This window comes from bacterium (assembly GCA_030704665.1).
In the GTDB taxonomy this organism is placed as follows: Bacteria; Patescibacteriota; Microgenomatia; order Woykebacterales; family RBG-16-39-9b; genus JAUYID01.
On sequence record JAUYID010000009.1, the window covers coordinates 923,953 to 938,369 of the forward strand.

Here is a 14,417-nt window from a genome sequence, read left to right on the forward strand (position 1 = left end):
ACGGATAAAAATAGGGGGCGTAACTCAAGTAGAGGCCCGCCTCTTAAGCGGTGTATGTGGGTTCAAGTCCCGTCGCCCCCACCAAATGCCGGTGTAGCTCAGATGGTAGAGCACCGCCCCACTTTCCTCGGCTTTCCCTGAGTGGAGAGAGGCGGAGGTCAGAGGTTCAAGTCCTCTCACTGGTACCAGAGAGATTCCTCCGCAACAAACGGAGTCAAAGGGTCGGCGTAGCTCAGATGGAAGAGCAAGTGACCGTGGATCACTATGTCGCAGGTTCAAGTCCTGCCGCCGGCTCCAAACAAAAGCAACCGAGAGCGGCCCATTCTCGTCGGCAGTGAGTTTTTTCTGACCTCACTGCTTGCAGGCTTGTCGAAACACAAATCGATGAGCCTGTTTTCGTTTTAAAAACGGCTCGAGGACGGCTTTTTGAAAAAAGAAACCGTCCTCGTTGACTCAACCTTTTGCTTTCCTATCTCGCAGCTTCTTCCTTGACACCGACACCAATGGCACTGAAGCGCATGTGCAGTTCCGTGTTGAAGGCCACTTCGTTGGGATATCCAGGCGGGGTTTGAAACTCCCCTATTTCGTTGACCGCGGTTAAGACCAGATCCAACACCGAGGAAAGGGCGAGGGCACTTTTCAGTGTTTCCCGCGCCTTGTCATCGATGATGATCAACTCCTGCCCGTCAAGAGTTCCCAAGATCTGAGCCAGGCGACTGTTCAGACTGTGACTCTCGGTCCTTATCTGAAGCAGAAGCGCCGAGATAAACTCGCGTGTGATCGCTGCCATCAGACCAAACCTCCCTGATTCTTCGCTATCCGATTGAAGGCTATTATACAACCAGCAGTGAAATTTTAGAGATCAGTCAGGGCTTCTTTTTGTTTTGAGGAAAGGTTTTTTGGAGTGACAACAGTGACACGCACGAACTGATCGCCGCGAGAGTTGTCGTGTTTGATACCTTTGTCTTTAATGCGAAAATCAGTACCGGTCTGGGTGCCCTCCGGAATTCGAAGTTTAATCATGCCATCCAGGGTTGGGACCTCAAGCGTGTCTCCAAGCGCAGCCTGTCTGAAGCTGATATTCCTATCTATATGGACATCATAGCCTCGACGCTTGAATTCCCGGTGCGGAGCCACATGAATGGTGATGTAAAGATCTCCGTAGCCGGAACCCCTTTCTCCGGCTTCGCCGAGACCTTGAAAGCGCACGGTATCACCGTCGCTGACCCCAGCTGGAATAGTAATCGTTGTTTCTTTGGTAGCCTGAACTCGTCCAGCCCCTTTGCATTTTTTGCATTTCCTCTCAATGATCTGACCTTCGCCATGACACTCCGAGCAAGTTTGCTGGACGACGAAAGAGCCAAGGATGGTTTGTGTTTGCCTGGCTACTTGTCCTTTTCCTTGGCAAGTCGGACAAGTCTTTGTTCTCGAGCCTTTTTCCGCGCCTGAGCCACCACAAAGATCGCAGGCTTCGTGTCTAGGAATAGAAATCTTTTTTTCCTCACCGAAGGCAGCTTGTTCGAAAGGAATAGTCAGTTCATAGTGTAAATCCTCACCGCGAGCCGGACCGCGAGAACGCCGCCTTCCGAAGGGAGAAGATGTTCCAAAAAATTCTTCAAAAATTTCAAAAGGATCGCGAAAGCCTTCGGCGCCAAAATCAACGTTAATTCCTGGTCCATAGCCGTAGGAATAACCACGCGCACCGCCGGGTGCACCCCCGGAAGAAAAGGCGGCGTGGCCGTACTGATCATAGGCAGCTTTTTTCTGCGGGTCAGAAAGGACTTGATAGGCTTCATTAATTTCCTTAAAACGTTCCTCGGCACCGGCAGTTTTGTCTACATCAGGATGATGCTTCCGTGCCTTCGTACGGTAGGATTTTTTTATGTCCGCATCAGACGCTCCCTTGGCAACGCCCAACACTTCGTAATAGTCTCTTTTTGTAGACATGATAAGTTGAGGCTAATTTTAGCAGATTGCAGCCCAATTTGCTAGCAACCAAGCTCTTTTGGTGTTTTCTTATAGGTTGTTCTTCTCTCTTGTGGTACAATCTCCCCGCAAACGCGAGACTACACCACAGGAGGAGAGCCCTTGGCAACTGTTTTTGAACGAGTCCGCAAGATCACCGTCGACCAACTCGGTGTGGAGGACGACCAAGTCACCCCTTCCGCTTCCTTCGTCGACGACCTGAACGCTGACTCACTCGATCTGGTCGAACTGATCATGTCGCTGGAAGAAGAGTTCAGCAAAGACGGGAGGGTACTTGAGGTCTCGGACGACGATGCTGAGAGGATCGCCACTGTCCAAGACGCCGTCGACTACCTCAAGGATATCGGCATCGAGGACGAATAAATCTACCCACTGCCCAACACCCACCCAACACCCGAGGGGTACTGGCTCACCTTTACCCCTCAAGCTTTTCCAAAACCTTCTTTAAAATTTTCTTATGTCCTTTGGCGTTGGGGTGAAGGCCATCAGCAAGATCATCTTTTTCTAAAACCCCAAAAAATTCTACGAAAGGTAAGTTGCTTTCTTCAGCAATTCGCTTAACTACCTCATCATATTTTTTGATTTCTTGGTTTTTGTAATACTCATCGACCTCTTCATCAACGTTAGTTAAGCCAACAATAATAATGTTTTTGGTAAAGCTCTGGACTTTTTCAAGCAATTCTTTGTATTGCTCCTGAAAGTCTGGTATTCGGGTTCCCTGTGGATTTTCAGAGTGGGGGCTATCGTTAATACCAATTGCAAGGATAACTTTTTCCGGTCTTCGTGCTTTGGCTTCGACCTCCACTCGAGAGAGAAGATGGGAAACAAAGTCTCCTGAAACACCACAATTGTAAATATAAACGTCAGGATTTTTGTTGTAGAGATGGGTTTTTAATCGTTCTACCCAACCCCCAGCTTCGGTATCAAAGGCTCCCCAAGTAATACTATCCCCGAAGACAACAACATTCATAAGAAATTATTTCTTCTCTTCGTCAACCACTTCACCTTCAACTGTTCCTGAACCCTCATCTTTTTTCCCTTCGGCTGGTGCTTCGCCTTCGGTTGGATTCTCTGTTTGTCCTTCGGCTGGTGCAGCGGCTTGTTCTTGGCTGTACATAGCTTGGCCGATTTTCAATAAGGATTGATTGAGTTCGTCAGTAAGTTTGGTAAGTTCTTCCACTGTTGCGCTGGCCTGTTTTTCTTTGACTTCTTTGAGCTTGTTTTCAACCTCTTCTTTAACATCAGCCGGAACTTTGTCGCCACCATCTTGGAGCGCTTTTTCGGCAGTGTAGACCAGAGTATCGGCGCGGTTGCGGGCTTCAATTTCTTCTTTTTTCTTGGCATCCTCAGCGGCATGCTCTTCGGCTTCTTTGGCCATGCGCTCGGACTCTTCTTTTGATAGTCCGGTCGAGCCGGTAATGGTGATCTTTTGCTCTTTGTTTGTAGCTTTGTCTTTGGCCGAAACATTGAGAATACCGTTCGCATCAATATCGAACATCACTTCAATTTGGGGCACTCCCCGAGGGGCGGGTGGAATCCCATCCAGCATGAAGCGACCGAGAGATTTGTTGTCGGTAGCCATGGGGCGCTCGCCTTGCAGAACGTGAACTTCAACTGTAGTTTGGTTGTCTCCGGCAGTGGAGAAAACTTCGGTTTTCGAAGTTGGAATAGTCGTGTTGCGGGTGATCAGAGGGGTCATGACTCCACCCAGAGTTTCTACTCCTAAAGAAAGGGGAGTGACATCGAGCAAAACTACATCTTTAACCTCACCTGTTAGTACCGCTCCTTGGACCGCCGCTCCAATAGCGACGACTTCGTCAGGGTTGATCCCTTTGTGCGGTTCTTTGCCAAAGAATTTCTTGACTGCTTCGCCAACAGCTGGCATACGGGTCATTCCCCCGACAAGAACCACTTCATCAACTTTGGCCACTTCAATGCCGGCGTCTTTGAGAGCAGTTTGGGTGGCAGCAAAAGTTTTTTCAATCAGCTCGTTAACCAGACTTTCAAGTTTGGCTCGGGAAATCTTCACGACCAAGTGCTTTGGTCCGGAGGCATCCGCAGTCAAGAAGGGGATATTAACTTCGGTCTCAGCAGTCGAGGACAGTTCAATTTTGGCTTTTTCAGCTCCGTCGCGCAGACGCTGCATTGCTTGTTTATCAACTGCTAAATCAACGCTGTTTTCTTTTTTGAATTCTTCAACGAGAAAATCAATGATTTTTTGATCAAAATCATCTCCACCCAAGTGAGTGTCTCCGGCAGTGGATTTGACTTCAAAGACCCCTTCACCCAGCTCAAGAATCGAGATATCAAAGGTTCCGCCGCCGAGATCGTAAACGGCAATGGTGTGACCGTGAGATTTTTCTAGTCCGTAAGCCAGAGCAGCCGCAGTCGGTTCGTTGATAATGCGTTTCACGTCCAGGCCGGCGATTTCTCCAGCTTGTTTGGTGGCTTGGCGCTGGGCGTCATCAAAATAGGCTGGAACGGTGATTACTGCTTCAGTTACTTTTTCACCAAGATAGCTCTCGGCGTCAGCTTTAATTTTTTGCAAAATTTGCGCGGAAATTTCCTGAGGGGTGAAAGTTTTGCCTTCGACTTCGACGACGGCCATGTCGTTTTGTCCTGACTTAACGCTGTAGGGAAGCCATTTGCTATCCTCTTGAACGCTCTTGTCAGAGAACTTGTGACCCATCAAGCGCTTGACCGAGAAAATGGTTGTCTTAGGGTTGACCACGGCTTGACGCTTGGCCACTCGTCCAACGACACGTTTTATCGGGTCAACCACTGAAGGAGTTGTGTTTTCACCTTCAGAACTGGGAATGACTTTCGGCTGCCCACCTTCCATGACGGCAGCAGCAGAATTAGTTGTTCCCAAATCAATACCAACTATTTTGCTCATTTTAATTGCCTCCTTTAGTCTGCATCAAAAACGTAGTTCTTCACTACGATCAATAAAATACTAAACAAAAACCACCAAAAAACCAGATCAAAAACAAAAGACCAAATACTGAAGTTTAAAGTCTGGACTCCGTCCCTCACTACATCATTAGCAAATCCAAATGGAAAACCATGGCGTGTCCCTGCTTCGTTAACATAAAAGAAACTGAGACTACTAGTCAGGACACTAGCAAGCAGCGGCCAAACCAGGGCGAGAATTCTAACCATTTTGTCCTTCCTGTGCAGTTTCTGTAGTTTTGTTTTCAGCCTTTTTGCTGACTCGGACTCGAGCCGGACGAATCAGTTTGCCATTGAGTTCATAACCCTTTTCGACTACTTCAAGAATTTTTCCGTCTTCCTCGCCGGCAACGCTCTCGACTGCTTCAGCTTTGGCTGGGTCAAACTCTTCTCCCAGCTCAACTTCTTTGACTGCCTCGGAAGCAAAAATAGTGCGTAGCTTTTGAATGACCAGTTCCAAACCTTCGCTTTGAATCACTTTTTGGGCTGCCTCCAGACTATCAAGAACTTCCAAAAATTTGGCAATCAAAACTACATTGGCAAATTTGACGACTAGCTGTTTTTCTTCTTCACTACGTCGGGCAAGATTGGCATAATCAGCAAGAGCCCGCTGCAATTGCTTCTTGAGTTCTTCAGTTTCACTGCTTTTTTCTTTTGCCATTTTTGAGTTTTACGAAAAAATATAGATCGCTTCGCGCTCTGCACCCTTCGGTCTTAGATCGCTTCGCGCTCTGCGCCGCTAGCGTCTTCGACCGTAATAATAATTTTTAGATTTCTAAGAAACAACCCTCTGGTCGATATAAAAAAATTACCAGGTAGCTGAAAGTTCTGTCAAAAGGTCCCCAAAGTAGCGCACTGTCGGGATGACTCGATCAAAGTGCATTCTGACTGGACCGATGATACCTATATTACCCGCGTTCTTTTTCCCCGCCCCGTATTGGGCAAAAACTAGTCCACAATAATCAAGATATTCCCGGCCGATGTCATCTCCTAGCAAGATGTGGACTGGATCGTCCCCGACCGCCCGATCAAAAATTTCCCCGAGAGAGTCGGCTCGGTCAAGTATGGACAGCACCGTTCTGGTCAAATCGATATCATAAAATTCCGGCATATCAAGAATGTTGGCTGCTCCAGCGTAGTAAATGTCACCTTCTTCAGTGGTCGCAACGGCGAGAGCCCCGGTTTTCGCAGCTAGTTCCGAGGCGGCTCTTTTCAGCAAGCGATGAAACTGATAGCGGGACTCCCAAAGAGCTTCTTTGATCTCAACTTCATCTTTTACCGCCAGTCCGGCTTCTTTCATCAGCTCATTGATATAAAAACGCATCCCCAGGGGAGTTGGCGCGCGTCCGGCACTGGTGTGCGGTTGGTTGAGATAACCCATCTCCGTCAGAGCCGCCATTTCATTGCGGATTGTCGCCGGCGAAACACCCAGGTTGGATTTGCTGACAATTGATTCTGAACCGACTGGTTCAGCCGTCTCGATGTAATCTTCGATAATAGAGCGCAAAATTTCCTTCTGCCGTGCTTTGATTTCCGCCATTAAATTTGTCTCTTTCTGGGTAGGGAAAGTGAACGAAAATTTGGTTAGCAAGACTCTAGCACGAGTGCTAAGAAGTGTCAAGATTTAACCTCTGATAACTATAGACCCAGCTAAGTATCTTTAACTATTTATAGGTAGTTTTGTGGGGATCGAGAACAAGCGGGTAAACATCAAGCACAACCTCTTCGTAGGGATGGGCTTTCTTGACTTCACTGATGATTTTTTCGAGATCTTTGCGGTAACAAACTGTTTCGATTCTTTCCTCGGCTACTTCTTCCAGTTTTCCTACTTTTCCAATCGTAGGATGGGCTGTTTCGAGGGGCAAAAATCTGCCGATCCCTTTGACCGAAAAGGTACAGTAGTCATAGTCCCCAATCTTCCCAGCACCGTTTTTCCCTAAAACTTCGCGGATTGTATCAGCATGAGTTTCAGGAACAAAAACTACCAGTTTTACGGTTTCTTCATTCATGACGAAGGGATTATATGTATTTTCCCAACAAAAAACTAGCCTTCCTCTGTCATCCTCGAGAAATCGAGGATCTAGATTCTCAGTCAAGCTGAGAATGACGATTAATAAGCTAGTTTCTTGTCCGAAACAAACCTTTTCCAAAAGGCTTGCTTGGGGAGGTGCACGTCACGATTGTGGCGTGGGAGTAAAACTCCATCCCCTTCACTTTCCTTGATTCCTCCGATCATCCTTTTTGGGTAAACAACGGCTCCGGAACACTCATCAAGCGCCCGTATTCATCGAACCTCCACTGATACCCGCACACAGTGCATCCGTATTTCCCTTCGTTAACGGGTTGGGTCAGCGCTTTCCCGGTCAGAGTGGAGCATTTGATACACATATGCCAGTTGCGCTCGTGGATAGGACCGTTCAGGTTTCGAATCTCGAGAACCTTGAGTGGAGCAAAGGCAGTCCAGAACTCGCTCGAGCCGGGCATTCTTATTGCCACCCAACCTCCTGGGATGAAGGAAGCTTCTCCCTCCCTAACGACCAGGACGCGTAGGTTGCGTCCGTTTCGTTCCTCGTTACATACCTCGATGTTGAGGTCCTGGACTCGAATCCAGTTGCGGATTCGCGTTCCTGGCTCGAGAAGAAGCTTCACTCCTTCTTTTGATCCCATTACTGTCCTCCTTCTAGCCTTTAGCCGTTACTTCGATCACATGTGCATCGCCAGCTCTTGCCGTTGTCTTGACCCTTGCTCGAGAAGGATTTGGTCGATGTGGCGCTTCCCTCCTCGAACTATCTCCTCCCGCGCCGCTCGCGCATAGCCCTCGATGGTTTCTGACGCTACCGGAGGAAAGCCAAGCGCATTAGCAACCTCCGTAACCTCACGCAGGAAGTCTTCGACCTTGTAGCTACCCGGAATCCCCTTCGTCACTTTGTTGCCGATTTCGGTCTCTGCAAGAGCATCGACCAAACGGTCGTAGTCCTCTCGGGTAAACATCGCTCACCTCACAGTTCCTTGAACCGCATTTGTGGGTTTGGTTCGGCTACCTTCTTCGGGTTTTCCTCCACCGGAGGATTTACCAATTCCCAAACGGTATCTCCTCCTTGATAGTCACTTACCTGTGCGACATAGTCAGACAGAACCTGCGAGTTGTTCAAGGATTGGGAGACTCCATTGACAGTCAGTCCTGCCTTGACGGCGATCTGACGCGTCGTTGCTCTGCTTCCGCAGTTCTTGAGTGCGAGCAGAATCTCCCGATGCCTTGGAGTCAACTTTGACATCGTTGTCTCCTTTCTGGGTTTGTTGAACAGAAAGATAGACCTTTTATTTTTAGAAGTCAACTTCGGGGGAATTATTTAAACCGTGTCTTCATCGACATTGTCGGCAGTACCGTCGGCATCAGAGTCGGTGCGGAGAGGGTTGGTACCAAAAACATCAGTTTCTTCTCGGTCGGTAAGACGATCACCGTCTGAATCAACTGCATTTGGATCAGTTCTAGTTCTTAGGACTTCGTTGCTATCACTGATGCCGTCACTGTCCGAATCCGGACTATCCGGATCAGTGCCGATTCTTTCTTCGTAATCATTGCGTAGACCGTCTCGGTCAGCATCCCCGCTTGGATCGCCCCGCGGGTCAAGATCGTTTAACATATCTTAATTTTACACCGCAGTTTTTTAGTTGGTAAAGATTCTTTTGCGGAACTCTTCAACGATGAGAATTGGGCTGCTAGCTAGGGCAGCAAGGAGCCACTCTTTAAGCCCCAATGGCTGGGTATGGAGAAGAGAGTTTCCCAAGCTGGTTTGCAAAGCAAAAAGTTGCAAACTGAAAACGATGGCAAAAGAGGCAAGCAGAAAGTAATTGTTGGTCAAGGGAATTTGAAAAATTGACTTTTCCGAGGAGCGAACATTGAGGACGTTAAACCATTGAATTATGCACATGACGAGCAAAATAAAGCTACGGGCGTAGGTGAGTGAGTGCTCCTGCACCAAGTAGTAGAAAATCGGCAGGGCCGAAACCATCATGGTAGCTCCCATGATGACTATTCGGGTTATCATTTCCTGATCAACCAAACTCTTGGCAGAAAGTTTCTTTCCCAAACTCCCAGCTTCAGGTGGGTCTTGGGCCAAAGAAACATCAAGAAAGCCGTCAGTAACAAAATTGAGCCAAATGATTTGAGCAGCTAAAAGTGGTAGTGGCAAACCAAGAATGATTGCTCCCGCAATGACCAGCACTTCCCCGAAGCTGGTCGAAAAAAGGTAAAGGATGACCTTTTTCAAAGTTAGATAAATCGCCCGCCCCTCAGAAATCGCCCCTACAATAGTTGAAAAATTATTATCGACCAGGACAATATCAGACGCATCCTTGGCCACTTGAGTTCCCGAGCCCAAGCCAATACCTAGACTTGCCGCCTGCAAAGCCGGGGCGTCATTGACACCATCACCCGTCATTGCCACGAGGTGTTTTTTGGCTTTGAAAGCTTCAACTATTTTGAGCTTATGTTCTGGAGTGATACGCGCAAAGACACTCACGTGCTCAATTTTCTCTTTTAACTCCTCTCCGGAAAGCTTTTCAACCTCCTCTCCCGAGAGGATACTATCTCCTTCTGAAAAAATTCCTACTTTGGCGGCAATTGCCTGTGCAGTTGCCGGGAAGTCTCCAGTCATCATGACAATACGAAAGCCGACTTTTTTTGCTTCCGCGACTGCCGATTCTACCTGAACTCGAATTTCCTCTTCCATCACTACCAGGGCGTAAGCAAAAAGTTTGCCTTCTTTAAACAAGACCAAAGCAACTACTCTTTTGCCTTCCTGGGCAATTTTTTTATTTTCCGAAACCAAAACGTTCAGATTCAGGTCTCGCGCTAGAAAATCAGCTGCTCCAATGTAAATTTGCCACTCTTCTTTTCCCGCGGAAAAAGCTGCTTCGATGTATCTCTTCTTGGAATTGAAAGGTTTGGTAAAAACAGTTTCGTAGCTAGTCAAAAGCTTTTCTTTGTCCAGACCAAATTTGCGGCAGAGGACAGCGATAGCCGCCTCAGTTGGGTCCCCAATTGGAGTCCAGAGATCTTTCTCGGCAACCACATCGGCTCGCAGAGAAAGGTAAGTAATTTCAAGAAGTTGACGCAGCTTTTCATTCTCCTCTCCATCAACCTTTCCCTTGGGATCGTAGCCTTCTCCCCCAATGCCTAATTTTGTATCGTCAAAATAGACTTCGCGAATGATCATCTTTCCGGTTGTAATCGTGCCAGTTTTGTCGACCAATAAAATGTCCGCCCCACCCATTGCTTCTACTGCAGCCATTTGTCGCACGATAGCTTTCGCTTTGGCCATGCGCCAAACACCTTTAGCTAGGACAATCGTGACAACCACCGGTAAACCTTCTGGAATGATCGAAACTGAGAGCCCGACCACCACGCTAAAAATTTCAATCAAACCGATGCCTCGAAAAAGGCCAACAAAAAAGACAAAGGCCGCTACTACCACAACAGTGAGGCTAATCAGCTTCGAAAGTTCTTTGACTTTTCCTTCCAACGGCAGAGCCACTCTGGAAGTTGCGAGGAGTTCTTTGGAAATTTTGCCTAGCTCTGAGCCAAACCCGGTGGCGACCACCACCACTTCGCCATAACCTGAGGAAACATTGGTTCCGGCAAAAACCATATTTTTCTGATCGCCAATGACAAGGTTGGTTTTCGCAATCTCGGCGTTAGTTTTTTCAATCGGGAAAGCTTCCCCGGTCAGAATTGCTTCGTTGGTGGTCAGGACTTCGCTTTTGACGACACGGCTGTCTGCCTCAACGACATCACCTTCGTGAAGAATGACGATATCCCCTACAACCAGCTCTTCGGACGAACAGAGTAATTCTTTACCGTCACGACGAACTAAGGCTTTGTGCTTAGTTAGAGTTTTAAGTTTCTCCAAGGAATTTCTCGCTCGACCTTCTTGAAAAGTCCCGATGACACCGTTGATAAAAACTATTCCCATTATCAAAACCGCGTCACTCTTTTGCCCAACAAAAAGCATCGCGGCGGCAGCAAAGATAAGAATGTAAATCAAAGGGCTTTTGAACTGGTTGATGTAGATGGAAAGTAGACTCTGACTAGCAGAAGTTGCAAGCTTGTTTGGTCCATGACTAGCTAGTCTTTCTCTTGCCTCCTCTGAGCTTAAACCTTCCTCCGGATCAACCCCTAACTCAGAGAGGAGATCTGGAACTTTCTTTTGGTAGGGCAGCTTTGCATTCATAACTTAAATTTTCAACACTGATAAAAAGGCTTCTTGGGGTATTTCAACCCGCCCGAACTGTTTCATTCTCTTTTTACCCTTTTTTTGCTTGTCGAGCAATTTATTTTTGCGGGTAACGTCTCCGCCATAAAGTTTGCTGGTGACATCTTTACGGAAAGCCGGGACGTCGGCACGGGCGAGGATTTTCCCCCCAACCACAGCTTGGATCGAAACTTCAAAATTCTGGCGGGGAATTGTTTCTTTGAGTTTCTCAACCAATTTCTTCCCTACCTCGTCAGCTTTCTTCTTGATGACAATTTGTGAGAGCGCGTCAACTGGCTCTTTGGCGACCAGAATTTCCATTTTGACAGCCTCTACTTCTTCCCAGGAAGCAAGATCATAATCAAAACTCGCATATCCTGAAGAAACTGATTTAAGGCGGTCATAAAAATCACTCACCACTTCAGCTAGTGGTAAAGAAAACTCAATCACAACTTGAGAAGAAATATAGCGGACATCAGTCACTTTGGCGCGGCGGGTGTTTAACAGCTCTAAGATAGTTCCGAGATACTCACTCTTAGTAACAATACTAGCTTTAATCATCGGTTCGAGGATTTGTCGGGTTTCTTGGGGCGAGGGAAATTTGGTGGGGTTGGAAATTTCTACTTCTTTACCGCTGGTTAGGACCACTCTATATTTAACAGTGGGAGAACTCGCCACCAAATCCAGGTCGTACTCGCGCTCGAGTCTTTCTTGGACTACTTCGAAATGAAGTAGACCCAAAAAACCGCAACGAAAACCAAAACCCAGAGCAGTTGAACTATCAGCTTCAAAACTCAAAGAAGCGTCGTTGAGTTTGAGCCTTTCGAGAGCTTCTTTGAGAGAAGGAAACTTGCTGTTGTCACTTGGATAAAAACCGGCAAAAACCATTGGCTTTATTTCCCGGTAACCCTCCAGGGGTTCTTTGGCTGGGTTTTCTAAAGAAGTAATCGTATCCCCAACTCTGACTTCATTGACGTCTTTTAACCCTGAGGCGATATAGCCGATATTGCCTTCCGTCAATACCTCTTGGGTAGCTAACTCAGGTGAAAAGATTCCAACTTCAACTAGGTCTGAGCTTGCCCCACTTCCCAAGAGCTTAATTTTTTCTCCTTTTTGGAATTGTCCAGCAAAAACTCTAACCAAGGCGATCACTCCTTTGAAAGAGTCAAACTGGGAATCGAAGATCAAGGCTTGATCTCCACCTACCGCCTGGCGGGGCGGGGGAACCTGATTTATTACCGCTTTGAGAACTGCCTCAACGTTTTCTCCGCTTTTGGCAGAAATTTTTATGATTGTGTCTGAAGAAAAACTAAAAGTAGCCGCTAGTGTGGCGGCCACTTTCTCCGGTTCGGCGGCAGGCAAATCAATTTTGTTGATAACCGGAATTATTTTTAAACCTTGCTTTTGCGCCAAATAAAAATTGCTCAAAGTTTGGGCTTGGATCCCTTGCGTCGCGTCAACCAATAATATTGCCCCTTCAACTGCTGCTAAAGACCGCGAAACCTCATAAGTAAAGTCCACGTGCCCAGGAGTGTCGATCAAGTTAATCGTGTAACCTTGATACTGCATCTGAACTGGAGCCAGCTTAATCGTGATTCCTCTTTCGCGCTCGATATCCATTTGATCGAGAAGTTGACCACGCATTTTCTCCGGTTTGACAGTTTCGGTGATTTCAATCAAACGATCGGCAAGAGTGGATTTGCCGTGATCGATATGGGCAAGAATGACGAAGTTGCGTATCTTTTCCATTTGTACCTACTGCTTTTTCACCCGTTCTAAATTTTCAATGTTTTCTTCAAAAATTAGCTCTTTCCCAAACGCCTTCAGATCCGGTAACAACCGAACAAAGCCGCGCAGTTCTTCGGAGCGAAACCACCAAGTCAGAGCGAGGTAGACCGCCACACCAAAGCTAGCGACTACCCCGGTCAGAAAAAGCAAGTTTAGGACTCGGCGAGTGTCAATGATGTAATCAATCAAGAATTTGTTTTCGAATTTTAAGTGCAGGGGGAGATAGAGAAATAGTCCCATGGCGAAGGAAGCGACCAAAATTTTGGTCACCGGAAGAAGTAATTGCTTTCTGACAAAACCTCCGACCCGGCGATTCAAAATAAATAAGAGGGTAAGAAAGCTGAAAATTCCAGAAAAAGAGCTAGCCAGAGCCAAATATGCCACTGGGGTGGTGGCTCCTTGAGCCAGAAAAACAACAAAAAAGATACTGAGCAGGGTATGTAGGGCTAAAGCAACCAGCGCAACCCGCAGCGGAGTGACTGTGTCATGCATCGCGTAGAAAGCCCGCGCCACTAGCAAAAAACAGCTCTCGGCAAAAATTCCGATCGCGAAGAAAGACATGGTATTGGCAGTAGCAACAGTAGATGGCCAATCAAAAACTCCTGAGCCCAAAACCAAACGAGTGATCGGGATACGCAGAACCGCCAAAATAACACCAAAGGGGACAGTCAAGTAAAGAATGTTGTTGAGGCTGGAAACGAAAGTTGCCTTGAACTCTTCCCCTTTATCAACTGCCCATTCTCTAGCTAGTGTTGGCAAAGCAGCGGTCGCGATACTTACCCCGAACAAACCAATCGGTAAATTTTGTAAATCGCCCGCATATTTCAAAATAGAGACCGAGCCAACACTCAAAAGGGAAGCAAGAAAGATACTCACCATCCACTCCAACTGACCAACCCCGACCGCAATTGCCCGCGGCAAGGAAAGCTTGAGAACTTGGGTTACTCCTGGATGGGAAAGGTTTAGGTTGAAACGGTATTTAAAACCAAAAGAGCCAATGATAAAAAGCTGAACTAAGATGTGTAGGAGGGAGCCGATCAATACTCCAACCCCCACCCCATAGATTCCGTAGAATCGACTCAAGACGACAATTCCAAAAATTACTCCCAAATTGTAGATCACTGGAGCAATCGCCGGAGCAACAAAACGGTGATAACTCTGCAAAACCGAGGTCAGAAAAATTCCGATAATGAGAAAGAGCTCGGACAGAACAATTAACCGGGTCAAATTTGCGGCCAAAGGAACGGCTGCCTCTTCCAGCCCAGGAGCGATGATCGCGTTGATCTGGGTTGGAAAAAGAAAGATTATTAAGCCAAGTACGGCGTAGACAATCAAAGAGGCGTTTAGAACTGAAGAGGCAAGATCCCAGGCTTCATCATTTTTTTCCTTAGTCAGGTAAGTAGTGAAAATTGGAATAAATGAAACCGAAAGAGCCCC

Annotated in this window: 16 protein-coding genes and 3 tRNA genes; 4 read left to right on the plus strand and 15 right to left on the minus strand. The window is 47.1% G+C overall.

Features of this window, described 5'->3' with window-relative positions:
• Positions 1-13 precede the first annotated feature (13 nt).
• The 3 genes from Q8P13_05415 to Q8P13_05425 all read left to right on the plus strand — a co-directional run bounded on the left by Q8P13_05415 (position 14) and on the right by Q8P13_05425 (position 297).
• Positions 14-84, plus strand: a tRNA-Lys gene (locus Q8P13_05415).
• A 3-nt stretch (positions 85-87) separates the two neighbouring features.
• Positions 88-188 (plus strand) — tRNA-OTHER (locus Q8P13_05420).
• 33 nt (positions 189-221) lie between these two features.
• Positions 222-297, plus strand: a tRNA-His gene (locus tag Q8P13_05425).
• A gap of 172 nt (positions 298-469) precedes the next feature.
• On the opposite strand, the gene Q8P13_05430 is transcribed toward Q8P13_05425, so the two are convergent.
• Together Q8P13_05430 and dnaJ are read right to left on the minus strand one after the other, a co-directional pair.
• The gene (locus Q8P13_05430) at positions 470-790 is read right to left on the minus strand and encodes a hypothetical protein (protein ID MDP2671862.1); all 321 of its coding nucleotides are present in this window, start codon (positions 788-790) and stop codon (positions 470-472) included.
• Between the two features lie 65 nt (positions 791-855).
• Positions 856-1,947 (minus strand): molecular chaperone DnaJ, encoded by a 1,092-nt coding sequence (gene dnaJ, locus Q8P13_05435; GenBank protein ID MDP2671863.1) that lies wholly within the window; start codon positions 1,945-1,947, stop codon positions 856-858.
• A gap of 141 nt (positions 1,948-2,088) precedes the next feature.
• Between dnaJ and Q8P13_05440 the strand changes: the two genes are divergently transcribed.
• Positions 2,089-2,349, plus strand: coding sequence for an acyl carrier protein (locus Q8P13_05440; GenBank protein ID MDP2671864.1), 261 nt, complete (start codon positions 2,089-2,091; stop codon positions 2,347-2,349).
• Positions 2,350-2,401: 52 nt separating this feature from the next.
• Here the strand turns inward: Q8P13_05440 and Q8P13_05445 are convergent, their stop codons facing one another.
• The 13 genes from Q8P13_05445 to murJ form a co-directional block, all read right to left on the minus strand.
• Positions 2,402-2,956 carry a GDSL-type esterase/lipase family protein gene (locus Q8P13_05445; GenBank protein ID MDP2671865.1) on the minus strand — a complete coding sequence of 185 codons (555 nt, stop codon included), beginning with the start codon at positions 2,954-2,956 and terminating at the stop codon, positions 2,402-2,404.
• Between the two features lie 6 nt (positions 2,957-2,962).
• Positions 2,963-4,882 (minus strand): molecular chaperone DnaK, encoded by a 1,920-nt coding sequence (gene dnaK, locus Q8P13_05450; protein ID MDP2671866.1) that lies wholly within the window; start codon positions 4,880-4,882, stop codon positions 2,963-2,965.
• 14 nt (positions 4,883-4,896) lie between these two features.
• Positions 4,897-5,148 carry a hypothetical protein gene (locus Q8P13_05455; GenBank protein MDP2671867.1) on the minus strand — a complete coding sequence of 84 codons (252 nt, stop codon included), beginning with the start codon at positions 5,146-5,148 and terminating at the stop codon, positions 4,897-4,899.
• Entirely contained in the window at positions 5,141-5,599 is a 459-nt protein-coding gene (locus Q8P13_05460; GenBank protein MDP2671868.1) for a nucleotide exchange factor GrpE, read from the minus strand. Before Q8P13_05460 ends, Q8P13_05455 begins: the two co-directional genes overlap by 8 nt.
• 147 nt (positions 5,600-5,746) lie before the next feature.
• Complete coding sequence (locus Q8P13_05465) at positions 5,747-6,478, minus strand: hypothetical protein (GenBank protein ID MDP2671869.1); 732 nt, start codon at positions 6,476-6,478, stop codon at positions 5,747-5,749.
• Between the two features lie 124 nt (positions 6,479-6,602).
• Positions 6,603-6,947, minus strand: coding sequence for a hypothetical protein (locus tag Q8P13_05470; protein ID MDP2671870.1), 345 nt, complete (start codon positions 6,945-6,947; stop codon positions 6,603-6,605).
• Positions 6,948-7,170: 223 nt separating this feature from the next.
• Positions 7,171-7,605 carry a hypothetical protein gene (locus tag Q8P13_05475; protein MDP2671871.1) on the minus strand — a complete coding sequence of 145 codons (435 nt, stop codon included), beginning with the start codon at positions 7,603-7,605 and terminating at the stop codon, positions 7,171-7,173.
• 36 nt (positions 7,606-7,641) lie between these two features.
• Complete coding sequence (locus Q8P13_05480; protein MDP2671872.1) at positions 7,642-7,929, minus strand: hypothetical protein; 288 nt, start codon at positions 7,927-7,929, stop codon at positions 7,642-7,644.
• A gap of 8 nt (positions 7,930-7,937) precedes the next feature.
• Positions 7,938-8,213, minus strand: a complete 276-nt coding sequence (locus Q8P13_05485) for a hypothetical protein (GenBank protein MDP2671873.1) — start codon at positions 8,211-8,213, stop codon at positions 7,938-7,940.
• Positions 8,214-8,288: 75 nt separating this feature from the next.
• The gene (locus tag Q8P13_05490; GenBank protein MDP2671874.1) at positions 8,289-8,582 is read right to left on the minus strand and encodes a hypothetical protein; all 294 of its coding nucleotides are present in this window, start codon (positions 8,580-8,582) and stop codon (positions 8,289-8,291) included.
• A 24-nt stretch (positions 8,583-8,606) separates the two neighbouring features.
• Complete coding sequence (locus tag Q8P13_05495) at positions 8,607-11,171, minus strand: cation-transporting P-type ATPase (protein MDP2671875.1); 2,565 nt, start codon at positions 11,169-11,171, stop codon at positions 8,607-8,609.
• A gap of 3 nt (positions 11,172-11,174) precedes the next feature.
• Positions 11,175-12,941 (minus strand): translation elongation factor 4, encoded by a 1,767-nt coding sequence (gene lepA, locus Q8P13_05500; protein ID MDP2671876.1) that lies wholly within the window; start codon positions 12,939-12,941, stop codon positions 11,175-11,177.
• A gap of 6 nt (positions 12,942-12,947) precedes the next feature.
• Positions 12,948-14,417: murein biosynthesis integral membrane protein MurJ (gene murJ / locus Q8P13_05505; protein ID MDP2671877.1), on the minus strand; the 1,470-nt coding region annotated here is incomplete at its 5' end.